Raw genomic sequence first — 24,173 nt, forward strand, 5'->3', positions numbered from 1 at the left:
AAAAGATACATTTATGAAACATTTGGGTCGGATTTACGAAACAATTCCCCTGTAATCTGATAATCAAGCAAGGAGATGAACCATGAAAGCTTCAACGTTGACGTACCTCCTGTTGATGGGGATCTTATTTGCCCTCGGTCTTCTTTTACTTCAGCAGACCGTCTTCGGTCGACTCCATGTCATCGAAGACGAAACAGACATCCGGAATCAATCGGACAGTTCGATTCCGACAGAACTGGTCGTAACACACCGTTCCTGGGGCGAACAACGAATCGAGGACGGAAGTGAAGTCGAACGGATCACCCGTCTTTTGAAGCAAATGAAGACGACGGCAAAACGGGATTGCCCGGCAGGTCAAACGACTTTTACGGGAACACTCCGGTTCTTGAACGGGACGACGTGGTCCTTTACTCTCGGAGAACACATGACACTGAACGGACGTTGTGTAGCGACGCAACCGGTCAGTCAGACGGCGATGTTAAAAGCCCGTCTCTTGAATGCGTATCATACGCCGGGACAGTTGGCCAAGCAACTCGGTCAAGCTGAAAAAGTGACACTGTTTGAAGCGGGACGTTCGCGTGAGTTGACGCGGGAGGAGCAACGGACGTTGCAACGCCAAATCGAAAAAGCGGAACCGATGACGGATTATGAGGAAGTCGGACGCATTCTCGATGACAGCGACACGCGGCGTGTGCTCCAGATCGCCCGTTTCGGACAAGAATCGGGAAAACGGGATCAATTGATGAACCTGACCATTCATGACACATTGTTTAGTGTGCAGTACATGGACGATGATAACGGAAATACCTTTTATCTCAAAGGCATGCTTTCTGTAAAGTCGAAGGAGGCAGAGCGTTGATGAACAAACGGATGATCTTCTTGCTGAGTATCATTTGTATCATGAGTATCGGAATTGTCCGAAATAATCAAGAAACGAAACAGGGGACGATGGCACGGCAGACGACACCGCATTTGACGGCTTACGTCGCAGCAAAGGAAGATATCGGTCGTGCGCTGTTATCGTCCTATTGTGAGACGAAAGGATGTACGTATGAATTCGTCCGCCTGTCAACGGAAGAATTGGTGCGGCGTGTGACGGAAGAGGCCGATCATCCACGGGCGGATCTCGTCATCGGCGGAACATGGGATGCCCATCAGACATTAAAGAAACGGCATTTATCGACACCGTTTCCCGCCAAGCTTTCGCAAGAAGACGGGTTACAGGATCCGGACCGCTACTGGATTGGTTATGAGGTCGAGCGTCTCGCGATTGTCGTCAACACAGTGTTGTGGAAAGAGCGCATCGGTCAACAGGTGCCGTATCCGGTGACACTGGCTGATTTGACGAATGACTTATATCGCGATGAACTGATTTTGCCTGATCCGAACCATTCGGGGACCGGAGCAACGATTTTACAGGCCGTTTTCGAAAAGTACGGAGCATCGGGGGACGATATGCTCCGGCGGCTGATTCGTCAGACCCGTCTGTTTACGGCAAACGGATTTGCGCCTGTCTCGTATGTCGCGAGCGGCGAAGCGATGCTCGGGGTCAACTTCATCGGCGATCAGCAGTCACTCCGCGAAAAATCTTATCCGATTAAAAGCATTCCGCTCGATACGTATTCGATTAATGCGATTTCAAAGCTTAAAAATCGAAATCAACAAAACGTGTCGAACGACTTCATGCGGTATGTCTTATCGAGTGACGGACAGGATATCTTGCGAAAAGTCTCGTTTGGAACACCGACCTATGCCGTCTCGCAAGTCAAACCGATCAAACGAAGTGTCGGGCAAGACATCGTTTCTGATTATAAGGACTATCTCCAGCGGTTTAACCGACTCTATGACAAATGATGCGAAGAATCGAACCAAAACGGGGGAAAACACATGGGGTTCTTCAGCATCAAAAAACTACCAAATGCCGGAATACCGATTGAGGTCCAGCGCAAACAATGGTTACAGCAATTTTTAAAAGCATTTTTAGTCGTCTTCTTTTCTTACATGGCGATGTATCTGATTCGCAATAACTTTAAAGCGGCACAACCGCTTCTAAAAGAAGAACTCGGCTTCACGACGACGGAACTCGGGTATATCGGATTCGCGTTTTCGATCACGTACGGAATCGGTAAGACATTACTCGGCTATTTCGTCGACGGGAAAAACACGAAACGCGTCATCTCGTTCTTATTGATTTTATCTTCTTTGATCGTGACAGCCATGGGGATGTTGATGAGTGCCGGAGGAAGTCCCGTCGGTCTCTTGATGGTCTTATGGGGGATGAGCGGATTCTTCCAATCGGTCGGGGGACCTTCGTCCTATTCGACGATTGCACGCTGGACACCGTTTGAGAAACGCGGACGGTACCTTGGTTTTTGGAACGTCTCGCATAACATCGGCGGTGCGATTGCCGGAGGCTTGGCGCTTTGGGGAGCGAACGTCTTCTTTAACGGCAGTGTCGTCGGGATGTTCATTTTCCCGGCAGTGATCGCATTGGTCATCGGGATTGTCGGACTCTTCATCGGAAAGGATGATCCGGAAGAGCTCGGATGGAATCGAAGTGAGGAAATTTTTGATGAACCGATTGAACCGGAAAACCTGGCAGCTGAAAAAATGACGAAGTGGCAAGTCTTCAGAACCTATGTCATTTCGAATCCGTGGATTTGGACATTGTGCATCGCGAACGTCTTCGTTTACATCGTCCGGATCGGAATCGACAACTGGGCACCGTTGTACGTGACGGAGCATCTTCACTTCAGTACGGAAAGTGCCGTCAATACGATCTTCTTCTTTGAAATCGGGGCACTTTGCGGCAGTATGATTTGGGGATATGTTTCCGATTTACTCAAAGGACGCCGGGTGCTCGTCGCGACGATTTGTCTGCTTCTGACGGCAGTCGCCGTTCTCGGATACCGGTATGGTACGAGTGAAACGATGATCTATGCTTCATTATTTGCACTCGGTGCATTGATTTACGGTCCACAGTTGCTGATTGGTGTATCCGTCATCAGCTTTGCACCGAAGCAGGCGACGACGGTCACAAACGGGATGGTCGGCACATTCGGATACCTGTTTGGCGACTCGATCGCAAAAGTAGGTCTCGCAAAAATCGCGGATCCTGAAACAAACGGGCTGACGATCGGCTCTCTGACCCTTCACGGGTGGAGTGATACGTTCATCGTCTTTAACGCCGCTCTCATCTTCGGTGTCATCGCGCTTGCGATTGTCGCAGTCGTCGAGGAGAAAAAGATTCGCCGGCTCGGGTTGCTCGAAAAACAGACAAAGGAAAAATTAAGTTCTTGAAAATCATGGGGCTGACTCGAAAGTCAATCTCTACAAAGACGAGGGTGGCAGATTGTACTTCTGCCACCCTCGTTTCGTTCAAGAGGAACCACTCGTTTCACACGACTTTTGCAGGAAAAAGCGTGTTAAAGGAAGAGTGGTTCCTTTTTGAGTCAGCTCCATTTTTCAGTGTTCAAAATATAAATGGTAAAAGAAACATTATCGTGCTAATATTTTCTATGGATATTTTTTACTGTAAAAATTCTGATTTTACTTTGAGAAGGAGGCTGACATATGGGATGTGAACACTGTGCTGATGCTGCCCGTAAAGGATTAAAATTTTGTCCGAGTTGTGGAAACGCACTCGCATCGTTTCAACCGGATCCGCCGGTAGAACGGGAACCGTTACGCGGAGTCGTCACGAAAGAAAAGGGAACAAAAACTAGAAAAGGACTCCTTTTGGCACTGATTGTACTGTTATTAGCCGGAGGTGCCTATTACGGTCTTGCTACACAGTTCTTTACGCTGGAAGCGAAGATGAAAGACATCCGGGAAGCAATCCGGACGAATGACGCGACGGAATTAGCCGGACATCTCGAATTCAATGACCAATTGGTGGATTCGAAACAGGCGGAACGTTTTTTGAAAGCATTGAAAGAGGCACCGAAACAAGAAGAAGCCCTCATGGATTATTTATTATTAGCCGGTGCATCGATTCAATCGAAAAACAAAAGCCTTGTACCCGCACAAGTCGTCCAATCAGGACGCCAATACGGAATCTTCGAGGACTACCGTCTTCGTTTATCCGGCGTCAAAACAGAAGTCGTCAGTAACTTCGAAGGAACAAAAGTCACGTTGTTGAATCCAATCGGAACCGAGACGAGCAAGGCATCGGATGACGGGATCCTGATTGACGGGATGTATCCGGGATTGACAGACGCAAAAGTCGAGTATGACGGGGAATACGGAAAAGATGCGGACGAAGTCACCATCAATCCGTTGATTCTCGATGCTGATGACCGGACGTTCGAAATCGAATTAAAAGGAAAAGCCGTCAAATTGGATCAGACATACCCGGATGGTGAATTGATCGCAGACGGCGAATCGACCGGAGAAACGGTATCCGACTTGAAGACGTACGGTCCCGTCCCGAAAAAAGGAACGGTCCTCTCGTTAACAAACATGTTCCCGTGGGGCGAAGAGACTTCAAAAGAAGTTCTCGTCAAACCCGATACGAAAACAGCTGCCTTTACGTTTGAACCGTCGGCTGCGACAATCGATCAAATCGAAAGTGCCGTTGATGAGCATGCTTCCGACTGGGTCGAGGCAGCGGAATCACAGGATACTTCGTCCTTCACACTCGTCGATGACGCGGCGTATCTGGCAAAACAGGAGAAGAACTATCAGTCCTGGAGCCGGAGCGGCAAGAGCTGGTACGGCGAAGTCTTGAACACATCGGTCGACCGTACTTCGGCGACGTTCGTCGACTACGGAGGGGAGACCGGGATCGAGATTTTAGCGACGACGTACATCCGCGGAGAACTTGCGACCGACGGCAGTGAGTTCACGGGGGCATCGACATCGAAGTCTGTCTTCCGTTATCTCTTTACGTACAGTGAAATGAGTGAATCGTTCCGGATTCAACAGGCAGTCAACATTAAATGATAGTGGGGGTTATATGATGACAGAATGGCAAACGGTCAAAACACGTTTTCAAGGATTAAGCACACGCGAGCTACTCGATCAAGCAGAACAGGCACGACGGGAAAAGGGACGTCTCCTGTATGAAATGGGAGAGCGGCATTATATGAAACTGCGGAATGAAGGACATCGTCCGGAAATCGAATCGGTACTCGAGCAGGATATCCTGATCTACGGCGCGCTCTCACGCATCAACGAGATGGAAGTCGAAGCCGCACAAAAACAATGTGCGTCTTGCCGGACACCGCTCGAGCCGGGAGCGAAATTTTGCGGGAAATGCGGAACGTCCGTACCGCGTGAAACGGATGAAATGAAGACGCCCTGTGCGACATGTCATACACCGCAACGGCCGGAACAGGCGTTTTGTACGTGCTGCGGCTCTGAAATGAGGTCGCGTCTATGAAGTATTGTTCTACCTGCGGACGTGAGCATGCACCACATGAACAATATTGTACGGTGGACGGGACGGTGCTTGATCAGCAAGTCCGACCGGTCCGTTTTGAACAAGCCGCAGCCTTTTGTGTCGGCTGCGGTGAACAGCTGAATAAACAGGCCTCGTATTGTCCGAACTGCGGACATTCCCGCCTCGTCGCGGCGACGTCAGAAGGTTCGATTGCCGACCGGTTGCCCGGAATGGACGACCTCCGAAAGAAATTTAAAACACCGGACTGGGGAAATCAGGGTTCCTGGAAACAAACAGGACGCCAATTGTTATCGGGACATGATCTTTCGTTTCGAAATCCGAACCTTCTGGTCGGCGTGACGACCGCTTTGATGTTTTTAGCGGCGTTATTCGTCCTGTTATTCGTCGGTCTTGGTCTTGCGGACGGTAATCCACTTTTTGAATCGCTTGAGGAAGCTCAGCGTCAAATCGGAGCCGATTACAGTACATTCGGTTTACTGTTCTTCATCGCCTACCTTGTCCTGTCGGGTGTCGGACTGACGTCGAACGATGATTTGAAAGCGAAGCTCGCTTCTGAAATTACAGGCGGGGACTCAAGGTATTTTGGAGAAATTCAAAATGCAGCAACACATCTCGACTTTCATCTTTCTTCAGGACACGGCTTTTTATCACTGCCGGGTCTGTTGTTACTCATCGGCAGTGCCTGGTTGCTCGAGCGTGGAGGCGTGACCGGCGGGAAAGCCTTGTCGTGGAACGAACGGATTGAACGGGCGCTTGCCTTCGCTGTGACACTCGCGGTCCTGACACTGTTCATCGGACTCATTGCGACGGATTTTGGAATCTTTGACCTTCATTTAGTTAAAGGCATGATACAGACCTTCCTTCTTTCAGGAGCCGGCACATTGTTATTCCTGTGGCTGTTCCAAAAAGGATCGGCAGGATACGGACGGGTTGCACGGATTGGTGCCTTGGCGATGGTCAGCGTCTACGTGATCGCTCTGTTAATCAGTACAGTCGGGCAGATTGCATATATCAATCAATCGGACGAAGCGAATCAAAGCCGCTTTGCCGGTGTATCCCTCGATAACCCGGCGAGTGTTCTCCTGATGAGCGGTGCCTCACCATTTTATGCGTTATCACAGGCGGGACAAGTCGACATGACGATGACCGTTTTGACACAACAATATAAAATCGGAACCGCCTTGTATGGAGAAGACCGTTTAAGCGATGTGCAGGACTCGATCGCCGGTGCGATGGAAGCATCCAATCTGGATGTAGTTGGCGGTGTAATGGAGAATCAAATCGAAGAAGGACGGGCGCCGAATCTTAGTCCGAAAATCGAGCAATTCGATGAAACGCTCGACATCGGCGTCTTCGTCCGGATGGCGCAACTCGCGGATCTTGCTTCTTATGATGATTTGGAAGAGATGACGCAGACGAGTGTCGCGCCTTTCGGTATCGTTTTCTTACTCGTCATGTTCCTGTTTCATGGAATCATTTCGTTCCGCTGGATTCATACGATTCGCGAAACCACTGTCTATGCGGGAGCGTTTGCTGCCTGCAGCCTGTTGTTTGCTTACTTTACACAAACGGCATTAAACGTGACGTGGGATGAGGAAGTTATGATCGGGATTTCGGTATCCGCTTTGACGTTCTTTAACATCTTCCTGCTGTTCGTCTTCCCGTTTGCAGGTGCACTTGCCGGATACTTTTTCCGGTCGTTTAAAGGAACGAACCGGTGAGTGAAAAAACAATCGCAGGAGGTACAGGAATGGATCCATATGAACGGTTAGGCATATCACGAACATCGAGCGTAAAAGAACTGGAACAGGCCTATGCCGACAAACTCGCCGCACATCCGGAAGATTCGGAAGAACGGACCGAGATTGAACGGGCATATGTCGTCATCAAATATGAGAAAAAGCAAAAACAAAAGCGGAATAAACGTGGTGTCGGACTCGTCTTGTTGCTTGTTCTTCTCGGAGCCGGAGGCGGCGGATATTACTACTGGAGTCAAGATGAGCCGGCGACAAAAGCCGTAAAAGAGACGAAAAAAAGTACGTCCTTTGTCATCGGGGAAGAGACGAAAGTGGAAGAACCGAAGAAAAAGGCAGATTCTTCTGATGCTCCTAAAAAAGTGGATGTCTCAGAAGCCGACTACGAAGCCGTACGCGACATCGCAGGAATCTTTTTCCGGGAACTCGAAGATGCGTTGACTCAAAAAACGGTAAAAGGTCTGTCTGTCAGTACCAATCGTTACAACGAGAACTTCCAGTCGAGCTTAAACGATCTGAACACAGGCGGATACATTTTTGACGGGGGACTGACGATGGCTGACATTCCGGAAAGTGATATCGCTATCAAAGGCGATACGGCGACGGTGACGGCGACGGTCGAGTATTCGTCCCGCTCGTACCAACCGTATCTTCACGAGCGTCCGGACGGCAGTACGATCGTCTGGAAGCTCAGTCTCGTCAAGTCGGGAGGCGACTGGTTCGTCAGTGAACGATCCGTCGTGTCTGATTCAGCAGAAGGACGCGGGATGACAGTTCAAGAGTCGGTCAAAGACGATATCTTGCGTACGATTGAACAACATGCGATGCAGTGGGAAACAGCGTACGAGAACAAAGACGTCTCCGCATTTAGTCTGTACACGAATGCTGACTATCTAGCGAAACAAAAAGCATACTACGCGAATCTCGACAAAAAGGGGATTTACTGGGAAGGCGATTTCGACTCGCTTGAATATTCCCCGGCTTCCCTCCGTGTCAGTGAAGTGGCGACGGATTTGACGGCGAGTGTCGAAGCCCTGTCTTATTATAACGGCTCGTATTATCGCGATGAGGACGACTCATTGGTCGAAGAGGATCCGGGCGAAGATATTCCGTTCACGTACTATCTGAAATACGATTTGGATCAGGAACAATGGTTCATTACAGGCGCGAAAAAGCTGACTCGCTTCACTAAAGGAGATACGACTACGTATTGATAGGAAATCGGTCTTACTTGAAGTGTAACTTGTCAATGTCATTCAAAAACGGATGGTCGAGTAGACATAATCCGATTGCACAATAAAAATGTCCTTTCACCTCTGGCTAAAGAAGTGAAAGGACATTTTTCGTGTTACAACAGATGACTTGCGATCCGGACAAGATTGCGACCGGACCGTTTTGCCTGATACAAGGCTTTATCCGACAACTCCATCGAGTGTTGGACAGGAATATCCTGTTTTCCGGACGACAGACCAATCGATGTCGTGACATGGATCGAAGAGCCGTCGAGCAGACGGAACGTATGCTGTTCCACTTCAGAGCGAATCCGCTCGGCAATTTGCCACACCTGTTCAGTCGGCAGGTCCGTCAGAAGGACGGAGAACTCTTCGCCTCCCATCCGGGCGACGATGTCCGCCTGACGGGTATTCTGTTCGAGAATCATCGAAAATTGTTCGAGCACGGCATCGCCGTTTAAATGACCGTACCGGTCGTTGACTTGTTTGAACTGATCGAGGTCCAGTGTCAGCAGATGATAGACGCTCGCCTGTTTCGCCATGCGTTCCGCCTGAAGTTCCCAAGCATACCGATTCGGCAGACCGGTCAATGTGTCGCGTTCTGCCAAGTGCTGATAGGCGTTCAGTCGGACGAGACGACCTTGCCGCTCGCTCATCAAGTAGAGAAAAGAGAGCGTCGTGAATAGAACCGGCAGGAGCATCTGTTGAAGTGAATCGGTGAGTGACGTCCGCATACTTCCATCCACGTACCGCGCCATCGTCAGCAGGATCAGCAGACCGAACCCGTTTAACGTCAGGACATGGGCGAGGAGGGAGTGCTGAATCCGTCCCCGTACTTGAAACAAATCATATAAAAGCACAGCAATCAATGGAAGAAATGACAGGGGATGTGCGACCGCAATTAAATACGCCGACACAAAAGAGACGGCGATATAGGTCGGAACACGTGCTCCAACGAATACGAGTAAAACAAATGGCATATAAGCAAGCGGTTGAAGTGCACTCGTTCCGTAATCCAGTAAAAGAACACTGATTCCGCCAAATAAAATCCCGAGTCCGACATCACGCGACGTATTCGACTGACAGGTGCTCCCGTAATATATTTTCGTGAGCACGTAGATGGATGTGAAAACGGTGCAGAAAATCATAAATGATGTATAGAACATAATGTTGTCATCCAATCTATATAAATTCTTTCCTAAAATATATAGTTAAATTGTTAATGTGTCAAATATTGTATATCGGTATTTGACCTACTAGTTTTATGGGAAATCAGAAAAGCACAGGATCTCCTGAACTTCTCAGGAAAACCTGTGCTCTTTTTAAAGTTTATTCATTTCATACTCAGAAATAATGGAATTTAATGTGGAAATATGCAATTATGTTACAAGCAGGTTAAAATTTATTGTAATCAAGATCAGCGTTTGATTTCAAATGAAGGAACCCATTTTTTTGTGCATATGCAGCACTTTTAGCGCCTTGCACCGAAGAAATCGTCAATGTCTTGATATCTTGTGTTTGACTTAATTTTTGAAGGTCAGTCATCCGGTCTTTTGACCATTGATCATTGGCGACGCTTGAGTAGTTGAAATTTTCCCACATGATGCCATCCACGTATGGATAGGTATGGTATTTCAACGTTCCAAATCCCCAGTTTTGAATCAATGAAAGTGCAGGATGTTTTACTTTAACGGATTTGAGGAATTTCGTCATGCCGACTTGCTGTTGTTCCAGAATCTGAGGTTGCCCTGAGTGTTCGTTATCAATGTTTCCTACTGTATCAAGGAAAACACCATCCAAACCCTTCACGACGATTTGCTTTTCGATTTCCTGCATCAAGACCGTTTGGTAGTGTGCCGATGTGATGTCTGTCAAATACGAATCCCATTCTGCATAGTGGATTCGTTGACCATCACGATGGAAAAAGTCTGATTCTTTCAGTTTGTTCATTAAGTCGACGTTCCAGTTGTCTGCTTCCATCGTGTTGATGTAGCCGTACACCTTCGTACCGTTCTTTTTGATTTCCTTGATTTGTGCCGGTGTGTAAAAAACAGGCTCGATGATCATGACATCGTATTGTTGCATTTTCTTGATTTTAGCTGCGGACGGTGCATCATAATACACTTTATACGTCTTTGCAGCGTCGAGCGGATTGTTCTGTTGCGCTTTGCCAGTAAGTGGTGTCATCAATAACACTCCTAATAAAAGAATGCACAAAAAAGACGTCACCTGTTTAAGTGAGATAATACCCATGTTAATAGCCTCCTGATTAATTATCAGAGAGCGGCTGCGGCATTGCAGACTGGCGATCGGTATCCGAAGATCGACGACCCATGTCTTTGCGCCCTTACCTTTCAGTAAGTTTGCCCTTCTCGATATTTAGTTGTAGTTACTTCCGATGCATTCACGAATCCGCTTTACCTAATCTAAAAGGAGTGATGAAACATGATTTATACCCAACATCGAAACTCGATAAAATGGATAGAAATGATCGTTAGTATTCTTATTATCGGTCTACTTGACTATATGTTTAGTCTTTCTATCTCAAAATGGATAATTGACCCGCTGATTTTTTATATTTTACTCTTTTCTCTTCGCTACGGACTGCTCGGTTCCTTTGTCAGCTTCCTTTTCACGCTCGGCTATCATCTATTATTTTTAGCTGTCGAGGGATCCGATATTCTTCTTTTTCTGTACGACCAACAAGAGTTGATGTGGATCGTCTTCCACTTCCTCGTTGCCGTCACAGCTGGTATGTTCAGCACCTCGTTCCAAGAACGTTATCTGTCGCTTCGACTCCGTCAGGAAGAGGTCACGGAGGAAAATACACGTTTGCTTGAGACGCTCGAAGCTCTGCGTCTTGCGCAGGACACGATGCAAAAAAAATTACTGGATTCGAACCATACGTTAACGAAAATCTATAAAATCGGTACGGACTTGGATCAGTCCGTCGCCGATATCGTACGGGACAAACTCGTCAGTACCTTTGAGCAATCGTTCAAAGCCAAGCATCTCGCGATCTACCATGTCGATGCTTCACGCCGGACATTACGTCTTCACGTCCGGTTCGGCGACAAGGAAAAATTGCCGCAGACGTTGTTCATTGATCCGGAAAGTAACATCTATCAACGCATGTTCAAACAAAAAGCCATTGCCATCCGGACAGCAGATGAATTTGATGTGCCGCTGTTGATCGCTCCGATCCAATACGATGGAAAAATCCAAGAAGTGCTGGTCGTGCAGGAAATTGACTTTAACCGTTTGACGACATACGAGATGAACGTCATGCAATTGATTTTAGACTGGACCGGCTCACGGATTGAAAAAGCGATGTTGATGGAATGGAACGAAACACGTCATGAATTGATCGAAGGAACGCATATCTATCAGTTGCATCACTTTAATGAGAAGATTCAATATCAGGAATATCGTCTGCAACATTACGGTCAGCCGTACAGTATGATCCAGATGCCGGTCGCTGATGTCCCATTATCTCTGATCGAGATGGAATTGATCCTCCGTCAATCGATGCGGGAAATCGATTTGATTGGATTTGATGAGGAAACACGTACGCTTCACTTCTTATTACCCGGAACACCGGAAGAATACGCGCAACGGTTTAAAGAACGGATCCGGGACGTCTTTCTTCGTAAAGGAGGAATTTCGTAATGAGCTCGGTTCTCATCGCCTTATTTTTTCTCATTCACCTGATTGTCGTCTATTTGATTTACCGTGTGCTTCGTCTTCGTCTGTCGGATGAACAGAAAGGTGTATTGACGTTTATCTGTCTAATCAGCGTCTTTCTTCCATTGATTGGTGAACTATTCAGTGTCGTCGCTCTTTTGCTTGCACGACGTTACGCATCGTCCCAGACACTGCTTGATTATGATGATTATGTACAATTTAATGTCATCAATTTAGAAGGCGTTCAACAACAAGCTACGGAAAGCATGGAGATGATTCCGATCGCAGAAGCAATGGAGATGGATGCGGCGAAACGAAAACAGTCGATCGTTCACTTGACGACAACGACTTTGACGGATGCCGGAAAGTACATTCAAGTTGGGCTTGATCATACCGATTCCGAAACAGTCCACTATGCGGCGACGGTTCGAAATACCTTATTTGACCGGTACGAAGCAGCCGTCCGGCAAAAGGAAGAACAACTGGATCCATTCCATGTCGAAACGTATTACCAGTTCATCGCGGCATGTGAGACGTTTTTAGAAAGCGGATTGCTGGATGACGGAGGAAAAAAACGGCTGAACCTGCGCTTGGCGGGGGGACTTGAACAAATGAGTGTCCTGTATTCAGCCGACCCGGAATATTTGCAGACATCCGGCAGGCTGGCACTGCGTGAAGGCGACGTGCCACGCGCTGTCCGGCACTTTTCATCGTTTATCGAACAGTATCCGGAGTTACCGGACGGCTATTTGACGTTGATCGAGTACCACTTCACACAAGGGGATTGGAGTGAAATTCGACCGATCCTGCATCAATTACGGGCACATGTGCCGGAAGAAAAGATTCCGGAAGAAAAACGATTTATTTTGGAACGGCTGGAAGGGGGAGCACAATGAAAAAAAACATATACGGATACCTCATCGTGCTGTTTGCCATTTTACTGGCTGCGATCGGTGTCGTTCAGTTTTTGCGTCTGGATTACGGACATCGTCTGATTCCGACAGAAAAAACGGCAACCAAGGAATTTAAGACCGAACAGGGAAGCGGGGAAAAACTGATGGGAGAGCAGATGCGCGTCTACATTCATCAAGATGACAGCGTGCTATCCAAAGGTGCGATCCAAAACGTTTCCTATGCCTTGAAATATGCGAAGATTCCTTATGAGAATGTCTCAACAAAGGCCTTATCCACCATCAAACCGTCGGAACGCACCGTGTTGATTCTGGCAGGTGAACATACGGCGGACTGGCCGTATGAAAAAATTCGTGACTTTGTCGATCAAGGCGGTAAGTTATACATCGCCGGTCGCTTCGCCGATCAAAAATGGGCGGACTTGGTTGGCGTCGAGAAATTCGGCTCATTCATCGATAATGTAAAAGGATTGAAGTTCGAAGAAGAGCTTTTCCCGGGATACATTGACTTATCAACATCGTCGAACCTGTTTGTTCACAGTATCATCGATGTCCAGTTGAAAAAGACAGCCGATGTCAAAATCACAGCCGGAAAGCATCCGATTTTATGGACCACCCCGTACGGAAAAGGAAATGTTCTGTTTTGGAATACGGCATCTTTACTCGATGAAAGCTCCCGCGGTATGCTGCTCCAATCGCTGTCACTCATGTTCCCGTCGTTCGTCAGCCAACAGGTCGGCGTTAAAGTCGCCCACTTGGATGACTTCCCGGCACCGGTTCCGGAAGCTTCGAGTTCGGCCATTCAAAAAAACTATGACATGACGATCAAAGATTTCTTCGAGGACGTCTGGTGGCGGGATATGAAACGTGTCGGAGAAGAACAGGATGTCATCTACACCGGATTTTTGATCGGCAGTTATAAAGACACGACAGAAGATTCGACAGAACAACTGATTGAAAACTTACGGTTCCCGATGCTGAATTTCGGACGCGGCTTATTGAAAGCCGGCGGAGAAATCGGACTCCACGGATTTAATCACCAGCCGCTGATCATGGCGGACGAAACGATGAGCCCGGATCTCGGTTATATGAAGTGGAAGGACGAAAAAGAAGTCAAGAGTGCGATCAAACGTGCGATTGCGGCTCATGATTATTTCTTCCCGAAAGAGAAAATCCGCAGTTACGTCCCGCCTTCGAACATCATCAGCAAGTCGGGCTTGTCGATTTTAAACGAATCGTTCCCGGATGGTTTGATCGTCGCTTCCCTCTACATGGGTGATGCTTCAAAAGGAAGTTACATTCAGGAGTTCGGACCCGATCCGGCGCATCAAAATCTTTATAACTTCCCGCGGATTTCAAGCGGCTACAATGAATCAAAAGAAGACGCCTTTGTTCTTGCCGATGCTGTCGCGAACTTCGGCATCGTCTCTCACTTCCTCCACCCGGATGATGTGCTCGACGAGAACCGTTCAAAAGGAAAAGGCTGGCCGACGATGGAAAAATCACTTGAAACGATGTTCAAGACCGTCCGTCAAACGTATCCGTTCCTCGACAGCATGACGCAATACGAAGCGTATCAAAAGTACGTGCTGTATCAGAAATCAGAGATTGACGTCAGCTACACGAAAGATACGATTGAGATCAACGGTCAGAATATGCTGACACCTTCGAAAATGCTGGTTCGTGTCCAACAGGGAAAACTCGAAACCGGTGACTTCCCGTACGGAACGGTTCGGGCATTTGGAAAAAGCGGCACGTTGTATGAAGTCGAATTGAAGCAGGCACGTGTCAGTCTGCCGATCAAGGAGGCCCTCTTATGAAAATCGGTTTAGTCCTTGAAGGAAGTTATCCGTATGTCAGCGGGGGCGTAGCGAGCTGGGCTCACATGCTGATTGAACAAATGTCAGACCATCAATTTGAACTCGTCACGATCACACCCGGACCACTGACGGAAAAAGACTACAAATATAAGCTTCCGGCAAATGTCACGGGCGTCACGAACTTGGCGTTAAATCAAAAGTACGATCGACCTGCACCGAAACAAGAGTTATCCAAAGAGCAGGAAACATTGATTCAGGAGTGGATGCGGTTCCAGGAAGTCGAGACACCCGTCTTTCCGATTTTTGAACAGGCGGTCGGGACGTCAGAACACTTTTTCTCGAGCCGGCTCTTTTTTGAACTCGTTAAAAAAAGTTACCGGGAAGAACAACAGACCGGTTCGTTCATCGACTATTTATGGATGTGGCGCAGCATGTACTCGCCGGTTCTTGAATTACTGCAGGCCGAGATGCCACAAGTAGATCTGGTCCATTCTGCCTCGACGGGGTATGCGGGACTGGTCGCGACGGCGATGCGGCAACGTCAGGACATTCCGTTCTTATTGACCGAACACGGGATCTATTCGCGGGAACGCGAGGAAGAACTGTTGCAAGCGACATGGATTCCAGTCGAATACCGTTCTTACTGGATCCGCTTTTTCCACCATTTGTCGCGCGAAGCGTACCGGGGAGCTCATGATGTCATCACGCTGTTTGATCGAAACAGTGAACTGCAGGAAGAGCTCGGGGCACGTCCTGAGAAGCTGCGAATCATTCCAAATGGGATCGATGCAACGGGACTGGGCGCGTTAGAAAGAACAGAACCGGGTGATGTTCTCCGGATCGGTGCCATCGTCCGCGTCGTGCCGATCAAGGACATCAAGACGATGATCCATGCGGCTAAGATTCTGCAGGAGATGCGGATTCCATTTGAACTCACCATCATGGGACCACTCGAAGAGGACGAAGAATATGCGGAAGAATGCACGACGTTGATTCAGCAATTCGGATTGGAAAAAGAAGTGTTTCTCGTCGGGAAAGTCGATATCCGTGCGTATTTACCACGATTCGACGTCTGCCTGTTGACGAGTATCTCAGAAGGTCAGCCGCTTGCTGTACTGGAAGGTATGGCGGCCGGTGTTCCATGGATTGTAACCGACGTCGGCGCCTGCTCCGAACTGATCAATGGTCGGGCAGATGACCCGTACGGACCGGCTGGATTCGTCGTGCCGCCCGTCAACCCACGGCGGATTGCGGATCGGTGTGCCTGGATGTACAACCAGCGGGACGAAGCTAAAAAACTCGGCGACAACGGTCGTCAGCGCGCCTTGTCCTATTACCAGACAAACCGCTTCATTTCGGAGTATCGGGCGTTGTATGAAGAAAGGAGTCTGACTTATGGCGGGCATCGGATTTAAACTACAAAAGTTATTTCAAGAAGATTATTTTTCCTCCCGTTTGAAGGCCTATGCGTTCGCGGGACTCGTTACGTCAGGTCCTTGGCTGATTGTCATCACGACGATCGCCTTGACTCAATTTTTGACGACGTATCTTTCGATTGCCTCCTTTGAAGAACGGACGACGTTTAATTTAACGGTTTCGTACAGCTTCATTTTTTCACAGGTCATTCTCGGCATTCAGCAATTAGTCGTGACCCGCTATTTAGCCGATTGTTTTTATGAACAACGTTATGAAGATATTTTTCCGACCTTTTTAGGCATGACGAAAGTGACGTTGACGATTGCGGGACTGCTTTATTTACTGTTCCTCAGTTTTTCCAAGCTTCCGTTTTTATTAAACGTATTGATTTTAATTTTGTTCATCACGATTAATTTGATTTGGGTGCATTTTTTATTTTTAAGTGCAGCGAAGTTTTATCAAGCGGTCGCCTACAGCTTTTTGATTGGTGCTGTCATATCGATTGGCTCGGTGTTTGTGATTGACCGTTTCTTCCTTGACTACCTGACGGCTCCGTTCGCGACGAGTACGGCGTTGACGGCAGGATTTACGCTCGGTATGGTCGTGACGTTATTCGGATTATTTACATCGATGCTGCTGACGTTTCCCGATCGCGGAACACACGATCAGTTTTCCTACTTCAGTTATTTTGACCGCTATCCGGCTTTGTTTTGGACAAGCTTTTTATACAATATCGGGGTATGGATCGGGAACTGGGTCATCTGGTTTTCGGAAGGCGGGGCGACCCACCTCGGAACGTTCCGGTATCATCCGGTTTACGATACGGCGATTTTCCTGTCGTATTTGACCGTGATTCCGACCATGACGATTTTCGTCATCTCGGTGGAAACCCGTTTTTATGAACGATACCGGGTATTCTATGGGTATGCCAATGAAGGCGGAACGTTGCAACAAGTCGAAAAAGCGAAAACGGCGATGTTGCTTGTCTTAAAGCAGGAACTACAACGACTGTTCCGAAATCAAGGATTGTTTACCTTATTCGTTCTGGTCTTTGCCTCGACATTACTCGGCTATTTGGAGCTGTCGCGCGACACAATCAGTATCTTTCAAATGACGACGGTCGGTGCTTTTTCCAATGCGATGGTTCTCGTCTTGACCTTGTTGCTGCTTTACTTTGAGGATCAGCGGGGAGCGGCTGTGACGTCCATCTTATTTTTCCTCTTGAATGGTGTCTTTGCCTTCATTATCGCTCCGTTTGGTTATGAAGGATTTGGCTTAAGCTTTGCGTTAGGCTCAACGATGACATTTGCGTATGCGTTGATTCGATTAATTCAATTTGTATCGGAAATTGATTATCATACGTTTTGCCGGATCGAGCGTGCACCTAAAAGTAATCGCTTTACCCGGGTCGGAGAACGTTTGAACCGGATTGGTGCGTGACAGACAAAAACCCGAAGTATTTCCCTTTTGAGGGAAAGCCTTCGGGTTTTTTTGGCGTCCTTAACGCGAACGATAACCGTCCGGGTTTTGTGATTGCCAACGCCACGCATCTTTACACATATCATATAACGTTTTTTCGGCTTTCCAGCCCAGTGTCTGTTCCGCTTTTGAAGCATCGGCGTAGCACGTCGCGACGTCTCCTGGACGCCGTTCCGCGAATTGACGGTCGATTGTCATATTGGTGGCTTCCTCGAACGTCGCGACGAGTTCGAGAACACTTGTCCCTTGTCCGGTTCCGAGATTAAACGCCTCGATACCGGCATGCCGATGCTCGAGTGCCTTAACGTGACCTTTCGCCAAATCGACGACGTGGATGTAGTCCCGGACGCCGGTTCCGTCATCTGTCCCGTAATCATTGCCGAAAATTTGAAGGGTATCCAGTTTACCGGCAGCGACTTGCGTGACATACGGCATGAGATTGTTCGGAATGCCATTTGGATCTTCGCCGATCCAGCCGCTCGTATCTGCACCAATCGGATTAAAGTAACGAAGCAGGGAAATATCCCACGCAGCATCTGCCGCCGCGATGTCTTCGAGAATTTGTTCGATCATCAATTTCGTCGTCCCGTACGGATTCGTCGTCGAACGGGGAGCGGACTCATCGATTGGCGTGACTTCCGGAATGCCGTAGACCGTAGCCGATGAACTGAAGACCAGTTTTTTGACGTCATGTCGTGCCATTGTCTCGAATAGGACGAGTGAGCTGATCAGGTTATTTTGATAGTAGGTGAGGGGTTGGGCGACAGACTCGCCGACCGCCTTCAATCCGGCGAAGTGAATGACAGCGTCAATCGGATGGGCCGAAAAAATCTCTTCGAGCCGCGCTTCGTTTCGGACATCGACTTCATAAAACGTCAAAGACCGTTCTGCCAATTGTTCGATTCGGGTAACGGCACTTTTATGACTGTTGCTCAAGTTGTCGACGATGATGACATCGTGTCCTTCCCGCAAAAGCTCAAGACACGTGTGACTGCCGATGTAGCCTGCTCCGCCTGTAACTAAAATATTCATATTACACTCTCCATTTCGGTACCATTATTTACAATATCATAGCATGGAATGGGAGAAGAAAAGAAGTCAAGGAACTCTTTGGGCAATAATTGAAAATATACATTAAATGAATGTTTTCAAAGAGACAAGGGTATGTGTAAGGGGAGTCGGATAAAAAATGATAATGATGGAGGCTGAAAAAATGGAGCAACTGAATGGTTTTCCAACATCATATTGGCGTACTTCGCTTGAACCTTCGACCTATCCGAGACTTGAAACGAATTTGACGAGTGATGTTGTCATCATCGGGGCTGGTATCGCCGGGCTCGTCACGGCTGTTCAACTGATTGAACGGGGATATGACGTGACGATGATCGAGGCTGACCAGATCGCAAGCGGAACGACCGGTTATACGACGGCGAAAGTTTCCTCTCAACACGGTTTGATTTACGACGAATTGATTCGTATGTTCGGCGAGGAGAAAGCACGGTTGTATCATGAAGCGAACGAAGAAGCGATCCATTTTCTGCGCGATCAGACGACGCGCCTTGCCATCGATTGTGAACTAGAAGATCAGGATGCGTATCTGTACGTCGCGTCCAGTGGACCGAAACACAAGCAACTGATAAAAGAAGGGGACGCCTACAGCCGGATCGGTATCAACGGTGGTGATGCGACGCAAGAAGTCAAAGACAGATTGCCATATCCCGTCGAACAAGCGCTTGTCATCCGCAATCAAGCCCAGTTCCATCCTGTCAAATACTTACTAGGTCTCGCACGTCACTTTACGGAACAAGGCGGGAAGCTGTACGAACAGACACGTGCGACGTCTGTCGAATCGAAACGGACACCAACCGTGTTGCTTGAATCCGGTCACCAAATCGAGGCACAAAAAGTGATCGTCGCGACACACTTTCCGTTCAATGACTTCAAAGGACTCTATTTCTCGAAACTTGAAGTGCATCGCTCGTATATCGTGTCGGGATTTGTTCCGGAAGATTTCCCGGACGGCATGTTCATGAGTGCCGATCAGCCGAGCCGGTCGCTTCGGCATACGCATACAGCGGACGGAAAACGACTTGGACTGTTTGGCGGAGAGAATCATCTGTCCGGTCATCAGACGGATACGAAAGCGAACTATCAAGCATTAGCTGACTTTGCGGAAGCAGAGTTTCGTGTCACGCAAGTGGAACAATTCTGGTCTGCTCAGGATTTGATTTCACTCGATAAATTACCGTATATCGGACAGATGACGGATAACGATCCAAACATCTTGGTTGCGACCGGATTCGCTAAATGGGGGATGACAAACGGGATTGCAGCCGGTCTGCTCTTATCCGATTTATTGACGGGCATACCCAATCGATTCCGGGGGTTGTTTGACCCGAATCGGTCAAAGCTGCATAGACAGGACGTAAAACAATTCGCGAAGAACAATGCCGACGTCGCGATTGAATTGTTAAAAGGAAAAGTGAGCCGAACAAGCCGATCGGCGGACGACCTTAGCATCGATGAAGGAGGACTCGTCCGGTATGGCGGTAAAACGGTCGGCGGGTATCGGGATTTGTCCGGCGAACTTCATCTTGTCAAGACGACGTGTACACATATGGGTTGCGACGTGAAATGGAACAACGGGGAACGCTCGTGGGATTGTCCGTGTCACGGCTCCCGGTTTGACTATGAAGGAAATGTACTGGAAGGACCGGCGGTGAAACCGTTGAAAAAATGGAATGAATGAGAAAACGTCCCTACATTTTTTGTGTGGGGACGTTTCTATTTACTTATTGAAAAACGCTTTTCGGGACGAAGATTTCCGGTTGTCCTGTCGAATAAGGAGCGATTTCATACGATTGGAAGATGACTTTGATGCCGTCTTTCATCATCAGATACTCGGTATTTTTAGATACGTCAACGTCGCTCAAGCGGTCAACAAAATAATTCTTGTTATTCTTAAGTTTGTCGTAGATGTATTTCTCTACTTTCTTCATTTGTGTCGAAGTTTTTAACACGCCGGTAATCGGCACTTCTTTTCCGGTTTTGAGTGAATAGTTGACACCGTATTTGACACCCAGTCCATGTGCGCCGCCTGTGTAGGCGTAGTCAGACAAGGTGAATGTCAAATAAGCAGAGTTATTTCCGGACACTTTGTAAGATGTGCTGTATGTATAGTTGCACATCGCCGGATATTTTTTACAAGAAGCAGGGTCTGTCTCTTCTTTTTGCAAAGCTTCTACCTCTAAATAATTTTGATAGGCAAATTTTGAGAAGTCCGTCAAATCAGCATTAATGGTTTTTCGAACGCTCGTCGATGGACCTTTCGTGACGTATGGATACTTTAAGGCTTTTTTGTTATTGGCATACTTCGTGATGACCGTCGGTTTCGTCGCCGCATCGACCGAGAAGGTAGTCGGTACAAGCAGTGTTGCAGAGAGGATAGGGATGAGCCAAGCTTTTTTCAAGTACATTCACTCCTTAATGAATAAGTTAATCTTATTATACGTGATACCACTTGGTATGTAAGTATTTACCTTAATATTCTTGTTATTCGTAATAGGATATTTTTAAGTCCAAATGACCTTCATTATTTAGACTGATATCAGAATTTAATATTCAATTCATTTTTTTATGTGCTATAATTACCTGGTATTAAAAATATTCAAGCGTTTAACTATATCGGTCGGGTCGATCTTCATGTGGATGTTACGAATTCACCGTCACGAACGCCGTTTACAGGTTTTATATCAAGTTCATTTCATAGTAGCGTCGTGAACGCTGTACGAATTCGAGGAGGAAGCAACACATGAGTAAAGAAAAAATCGCCCAGCTCCGCAAGCACGTTTCGCCTTTTGAGAAGGCAGACGTCAAATCCAGCGTCCGGCAGATGATCAATACGATCTTGCCGTTTCTCGTCGCTTGGTTCCTGGCTTATCAAGCCTTACAGATTTCGGTCTGGCTTGCCATCCCGCTTGCGATCGTCGCAGCCGGTTTCGTCGTCCGGATGTTCATCATCTTCCATGACTGTACACACGGGTCATTCTTTAAAAACAAAAAAGCCAATGCCATCGTCGGAACGATCACAGGCATCCTGACGTTGTTCCCATATGAAAAGTGGAAACGTGAGCACTCAATCCACCATGCATCAAGCGGGAACTTGGACAAACGCGGTGTCGGTGATATTTGGGTCATGACGATTGAAGAATATGTCGAAGCCTCAAAATGGACACGTCTGAAATACCGTCTCTACCGGAATCCGCTCGTCATGTTTGGTCTTGGACCACTCTTGTTGATTCTTGTCGTCAGCCGCTTTAACCGGAAAGATGCCCGTAAGAAAGAACGCATCAATACGCATGTCATCAATGCCTCGTTGATCGTTCTGTATGCCATCATGATTTACTTCATCGGTTGGCAGGCCTTCCTGATCATTCAAGGAACGACGATGTTCACGGCAGGCGTACTCGGCATTTGGTTGTTCTACGTCCAGCATACGTTTGAAGACTCGTACTTCGAGGATGAAAGCGAATGGGATTACGTCAAGGCCGCAATCGAAGGCAGCTCGTATTACGAATTGCCGAAAGTTTTACAGTGGGTGACGGGGAACATCGGTTTCCACCACGTGCACCACTTAAGCCCACGTGTACCGAACTACAACTTAGAAAAAGCCCATACAGCAACACCACCGCTTCAAAAAGCGACGACGATCGGCCTGTTCTCAAGTCTGAAGTCGCTTCGTTATAAGCTGTATGACGCTAAAAATAAAACGTTCGTGACGTTCGGTGAAATCAAGCATCTCTTGCGTGAACCGAAAACATCTGTCATGTAATCCATCTTGCCTTGCTTCCGATAATGGAAGTAAGGTTTTTCTTTTGTGCTGAACACGTCTCAATCAATATTTCACGATAAAGTCATTGGCATTCGAAGGGGCTTTCGGTATGATGGGGATGGAGACGGAAACTGTAAAAATATCCTATTTGATGATGTTTTTAAAAAATCAATGGGTGGTTTATGAAATATGCAGAGGGGGTGAAGGGATGGAAAAGGAAATGCAGCCGATGGAGCTAGAGACAAAACGGAGTTTACGAAAAGAACGGATGTATTTCGTCCTCCTTTTGATCAGTACGATTCTGACGGGATGTACTTTGATTGTCGGGGCGATTGCACTCGGGAAAGCAGCTGTAGTGATTTTGTCTATCGTTCTTGTCCTCCTCTTGATCATCTGGGTCAAGCACTGGGTGCGGGTGATGACGATTCGTGATACTGGTGTACTTTTAGGGAGTACACAATACCCAAACGAATACGAAGCGATTCGGCGATATGCTGAACAGGTTGGACTATGGAAAATGCCTGAGGTGTTCGTCACACGGCATCCACACATGAAAAGTCCCGCGACCATCGGATTGTTCCAAAAGTATCTGCTTGTCCTGCCTTCACCCGACTTAACGGATTCAGCCACACGATTTGAAGTCATCCGGGAACTGGTCCGATTACGGCACAATCATGAGGAGAAAAAGTTGTTATTGCTTCTTGGAAGCTGGATTCCGTTCCTGCGTGCTGCTTATCTGAGAGCATGTGTGGAGACGGCAGATCGATTGGCACTGGCTCAATTGGAAGAAGCGGAACGGGTCCCGGCGCTTATCCAATCGATTGTTGGTCCTGTGATATGGACGCGCCTCCAACTGGATCAGTACATAGAAGAAAAAATCCGTCCTGTTTCCATCGGTTCGTCGATCAGCCATTTGTTCCGGCATCAGCCATCCGTTGCCCGGCGTTTAGAGACGGCGGGACGACCCGTGACTTCTTTGAAGAAAACGCAGCGGACTGCCCAGATAGTGGTCGTATTTGCCGGGGTGATCGTCGCGACGGGTATATTGGTTCTCGTGAACAAGGTGGAGATTTGGAGCACGCTCGGAAGTTGGTCGATGCCGACTGAACAAACCAGCAGTTCGCAAGAGGATTTAGATGAAACTGAGCTGATGGCAGCCATTCAAAAAGGAACCTTAGATGAGATCAATCAACTGATTCCGACGAGTGACATCGAAGCGGTAGATGCGGACGGAGATACAGCATTGCATTACCTCGGTTACCGTAAGTCGAGTGAAGGGTTGGAGGATGTCTTCAAGAAGCTGCTTGCCGCAGGGGCAGATGAAGATGCCGTCAATACATTTGGAGAGCGGCCGTTCATTACTGCCGTCTACAGCAACAATAAGGAACTTGTGGAACTGTATTTAAAACACGGCGAAGCAATCAATCAGCAAGATGATGAAAAATATACACCGTTACACCATGCTGTGGAAGGGGAAGGCAAGCAGACCGTCAAGCTTTTGCTCGACGAGGGAGCAGATCCTGCGCTGAAAAACGCCGACGGCTATACACCACTCATGATGGCGCAAGAGTACGAGCTGGATGATATTATCGCCCTTCTGAAACAATATCAAACACAGACGTTATGAAAAAAGACGATTTCC

At 47.8% G+C, this 24,173-nt stretch carries 19 protein-coding genes and 1 riboswitch; of the genes, 15 read left to right on the top strand and 4 right to left on the bottom strand.

Features of this window, described 5'->3' with window-relative positions:
• Positions 1-82: 82 nt before the first annotated feature.
• From ACHA8N_RS17150 to ACHA8N_RS17180, 7 genes are all read left to right on the top strand, one after another.
• Positions 83-859 (top strand): DUF3919 family protein, encoded by a 777-nt coding sequence (locus tag ACHA8N_RS17150; RefSeq protein ID WP_393966440.1) that lies wholly within the window; start codon positions 83-85, stop codon positions 857-859.
• A complete protein-coding gene (locus ACHA8N_RS17155; protein ID WP_393966441.1) occupies positions 859-1,854 on the top strand; it encodes an ABC transporter substrate-binding protein in 996 nt (331 codons plus the stop codon). Before ACHA8N_RS17150 ends, ACHA8N_RS17155 begins: the two co-directional genes overlap by 1 nt.
• A gap of 33 nt (positions 1,855-1,887) precedes the next feature.
• The gene (gene uhpT / locus ACHA8N_RS17160; RefSeq protein WP_393966442.1) at positions 1,888-3,300 is read left to right on the top strand and encodes a hexose-6-phosphate:phosphate antiporter; all 1,413 of its coding nucleotides are present in this window, start codon (positions 1,888-1,890) and stop codon (positions 3,298-3,300) included.
• 273 nt (positions 3,301-3,573) lie between these two features.
• Complete coding sequence (locus tag ACHA8N_RS17165) at positions 3,574-4,944, top strand: TcaA 3rd/4th domain-containing protein (protein ID WP_393966443.1); 1,371 nt, start codon at positions 3,574-3,576, stop codon at positions 4,942-4,944.
• A gap of 16 nt (positions 4,945-4,960) precedes the next feature.
• A complete protein-coding gene (locus ACHA8N_RS17170) occupies positions 4,961-5,383 on the top strand; it encodes a zinc ribbon domain-containing protein (protein ID WP_393966444.1) in 423 nt (140 codons plus the stop codon).
• Entirely contained in the window at positions 5,380-7,125 is a 1,746-nt protein-coding gene (locus ACHA8N_RS17175) for a zinc ribbon domain-containing protein (RefSeq protein ID WP_393966445.1), read from the top strand. The genes ACHA8N_RS17170 and ACHA8N_RS17175 overlap by 4 nt, the downstream gene beginning before the upstream one ends.
• Positions 7,126-7,154: 29 nt before the next feature.
• The gene (locus ACHA8N_RS17180; RefSeq protein WP_393966446.1) at positions 7,155-8,372 is read left to right on the top strand and encodes a J domain-containing protein; all 1,218 of its coding nucleotides are present in this window, start codon (positions 7,155-7,157) and stop codon (positions 8,370-8,372) included.
• Between the two features lie 134 nt (positions 8,373-8,506).
• On the opposite strand, the gene ACHA8N_RS17185 is transcribed toward ACHA8N_RS17180, so the two are convergent.
• Positions 8,507-9,556 carry a GGDEF domain-containing protein gene (locus ACHA8N_RS17185; protein WP_393966447.1) on the bottom strand — a complete coding sequence of 350 codons (1,050 nt, stop codon included), beginning with the start codon at positions 9,554-9,556 and terminating at the stop codon, positions 8,507-8,509.
• Positions 9,557-9,785: 229 nt separating this feature from the next.
• Positions 9,786-10,577 carry a glycoside hydrolase family 191 protein gene (locus tag ACHA8N_RS17190; protein WP_393966448.1) on the bottom strand — a complete coding sequence of 264 codons (792 nt, stop codon included), beginning with the start codon at positions 10,575-10,577 and terminating at the stop codon, positions 9,786-9,788.
• A gap of 106 nt (positions 10,578-10,683) precedes the next feature.
• A riboswitch (cyclic di-GMP riboswitch) is annotated at positions 10,684-10,768 on the bottom strand.
• A gap of 67 nt (positions 10,769-10,835) precedes the next feature.
• On the opposite strand from ACHA8N_RS17190, the gene ACHA8N_RS17195 reads away from it, so the two are divergent.
• Genes ACHA8N_RS17195 through pelG form a run of 5 tightly spaced genes read left to right on the top strand, consistent with a single transcriptional unit; the run spans position 10,836 to position 17,661 of the window.
• Positions 10,836-12,059, top strand: a complete 1,224-nt coding sequence (locus ACHA8N_RS17195; RefSeq protein WP_393966449.1) for a hypothetical protein — start codon at positions 10,836-10,838, stop codon at positions 12,057-12,059.
• Complete coding sequence (locus ACHA8N_RS17200) at positions 12,059-12,970, top strand: tetratricopeptide repeat protein (RefSeq protein ID WP_393966450.1); 912 nt, start codon at positions 12,059-12,061, stop codon at positions 12,968-12,970. Before ACHA8N_RS17195 ends, ACHA8N_RS17200 begins: the two co-directional genes overlap by 1 nt.
• A complete protein-coding gene (locus ACHA8N_RS17205) occupies positions 12,967-14,805 on the top strand; it encodes a DUF2194 domain-containing protein (protein ID WP_393966451.1) in 1,839 nt (612 codons plus the stop codon). The genes ACHA8N_RS17200 and ACHA8N_RS17205 overlap by 4 nt, the downstream gene beginning before the upstream one ends.
• Positions 14,802-16,220, top strand: coding sequence for a GT4 family glycosyltransferase PelF (gene pelF, locus ACHA8N_RS17210; RefSeq protein ID WP_393966452.1), 1,419 nt, complete (start codon positions 14,802-14,804; stop codon positions 16,218-16,220). Before ACHA8N_RS17205 ends, pelF begins: the two co-directional genes overlap by 4 nt.
• On the top strand, positions 16,201-17,661 hold the full coding sequence (gene pelG / locus ACHA8N_RS17215; RefSeq protein ID WP_393966453.1) for an exopolysaccharide Pel transporter PelG: 1,461 nt from the start codon (positions 16,201-16,203) through the stop codon (positions 17,659-17,661). Before pelF ends, pelG begins: the two co-directional genes overlap by 20 nt.
• A 60-nt stretch (positions 17,662-17,721) precedes the next feature.
• On the opposite strand, the gene galE is transcribed toward pelG, so the two are convergent.
• The gene (galE, locus tag ACHA8N_RS17220; protein ID WP_393966454.1) at positions 17,722-18,732 is read right to left on the bottom strand and encodes a UDP-glucose 4-epimerase GalE; all 1,011 of its coding nucleotides are present in this window, start codon (positions 18,730-18,732) and stop codon (positions 17,722-17,724) included.
• A gap of 181 nt (positions 18,733-18,913) precedes the next feature.
• Here galE and ACHA8N_RS17225 point away from each other — a divergent pair, with 181 nt between their 5' ends.
• A complete protein-coding gene (locus tag ACHA8N_RS17225; RefSeq protein ID WP_393966455.1) occupies positions 18,914-20,449 on the top strand; it encodes an FAD-dependent oxidoreductase in 1,536 nt (511 codons plus the stop codon).
• Between the two features lie 43 nt (positions 20,450-20,492).
• Here the strand turns inward: ACHA8N_RS17225 and ACHA8N_RS17230 are convergent, their stop codons facing one another.
• Positions 20,493-21,170: a DUF3298 and DUF4163 domain-containing protein gene (locus ACHA8N_RS17230; protein WP_393966456.1), complete on the bottom strand. Its 678-nt coding sequence runs from the start codon at positions 21,168-21,170 to the stop codon at positions 20,493-20,495.
• Between the two features lie 341 nt (positions 21,171-21,511).
• Here ACHA8N_RS17230 and desA point away from each other — a divergent pair, with 341 nt between their 5' ends.
• Both desA and ACHA8N_RS17240 read left to right on the top strand, forming a co-directional pair.
• Positions 21,512-22,531, top strand: a complete 1,020-nt coding sequence (gene desA / locus ACHA8N_RS17235) for a Delta(5) desaturase DesA (protein WP_147510321.1) — start codon at positions 21,512-21,514, stop codon at positions 22,529-22,531.
• Positions 22,532-22,739: 208 nt separating this feature from the next.
• Positions 22,740-24,158 carry an ankyrin repeat domain-containing protein gene (locus tag ACHA8N_RS17240; RefSeq protein WP_393966457.1) on the top strand — a complete coding sequence of 473 codons (1,419 nt, stop codon included), beginning with the start codon at positions 22,740-22,742 and terminating at the stop codon, positions 24,156-24,158.
• Positions 24,159-24,173: the final 15 nt, after the last annotated feature.

It is taken from the genome of Exiguobacterium sp. S22-S28 (assembly GCF_043359615.1).
GTDB lineage: Bacteria > Bacillota > Bacilli > Exiguobacteriales > Exiguobacteriaceae > Exiguobacterium_A.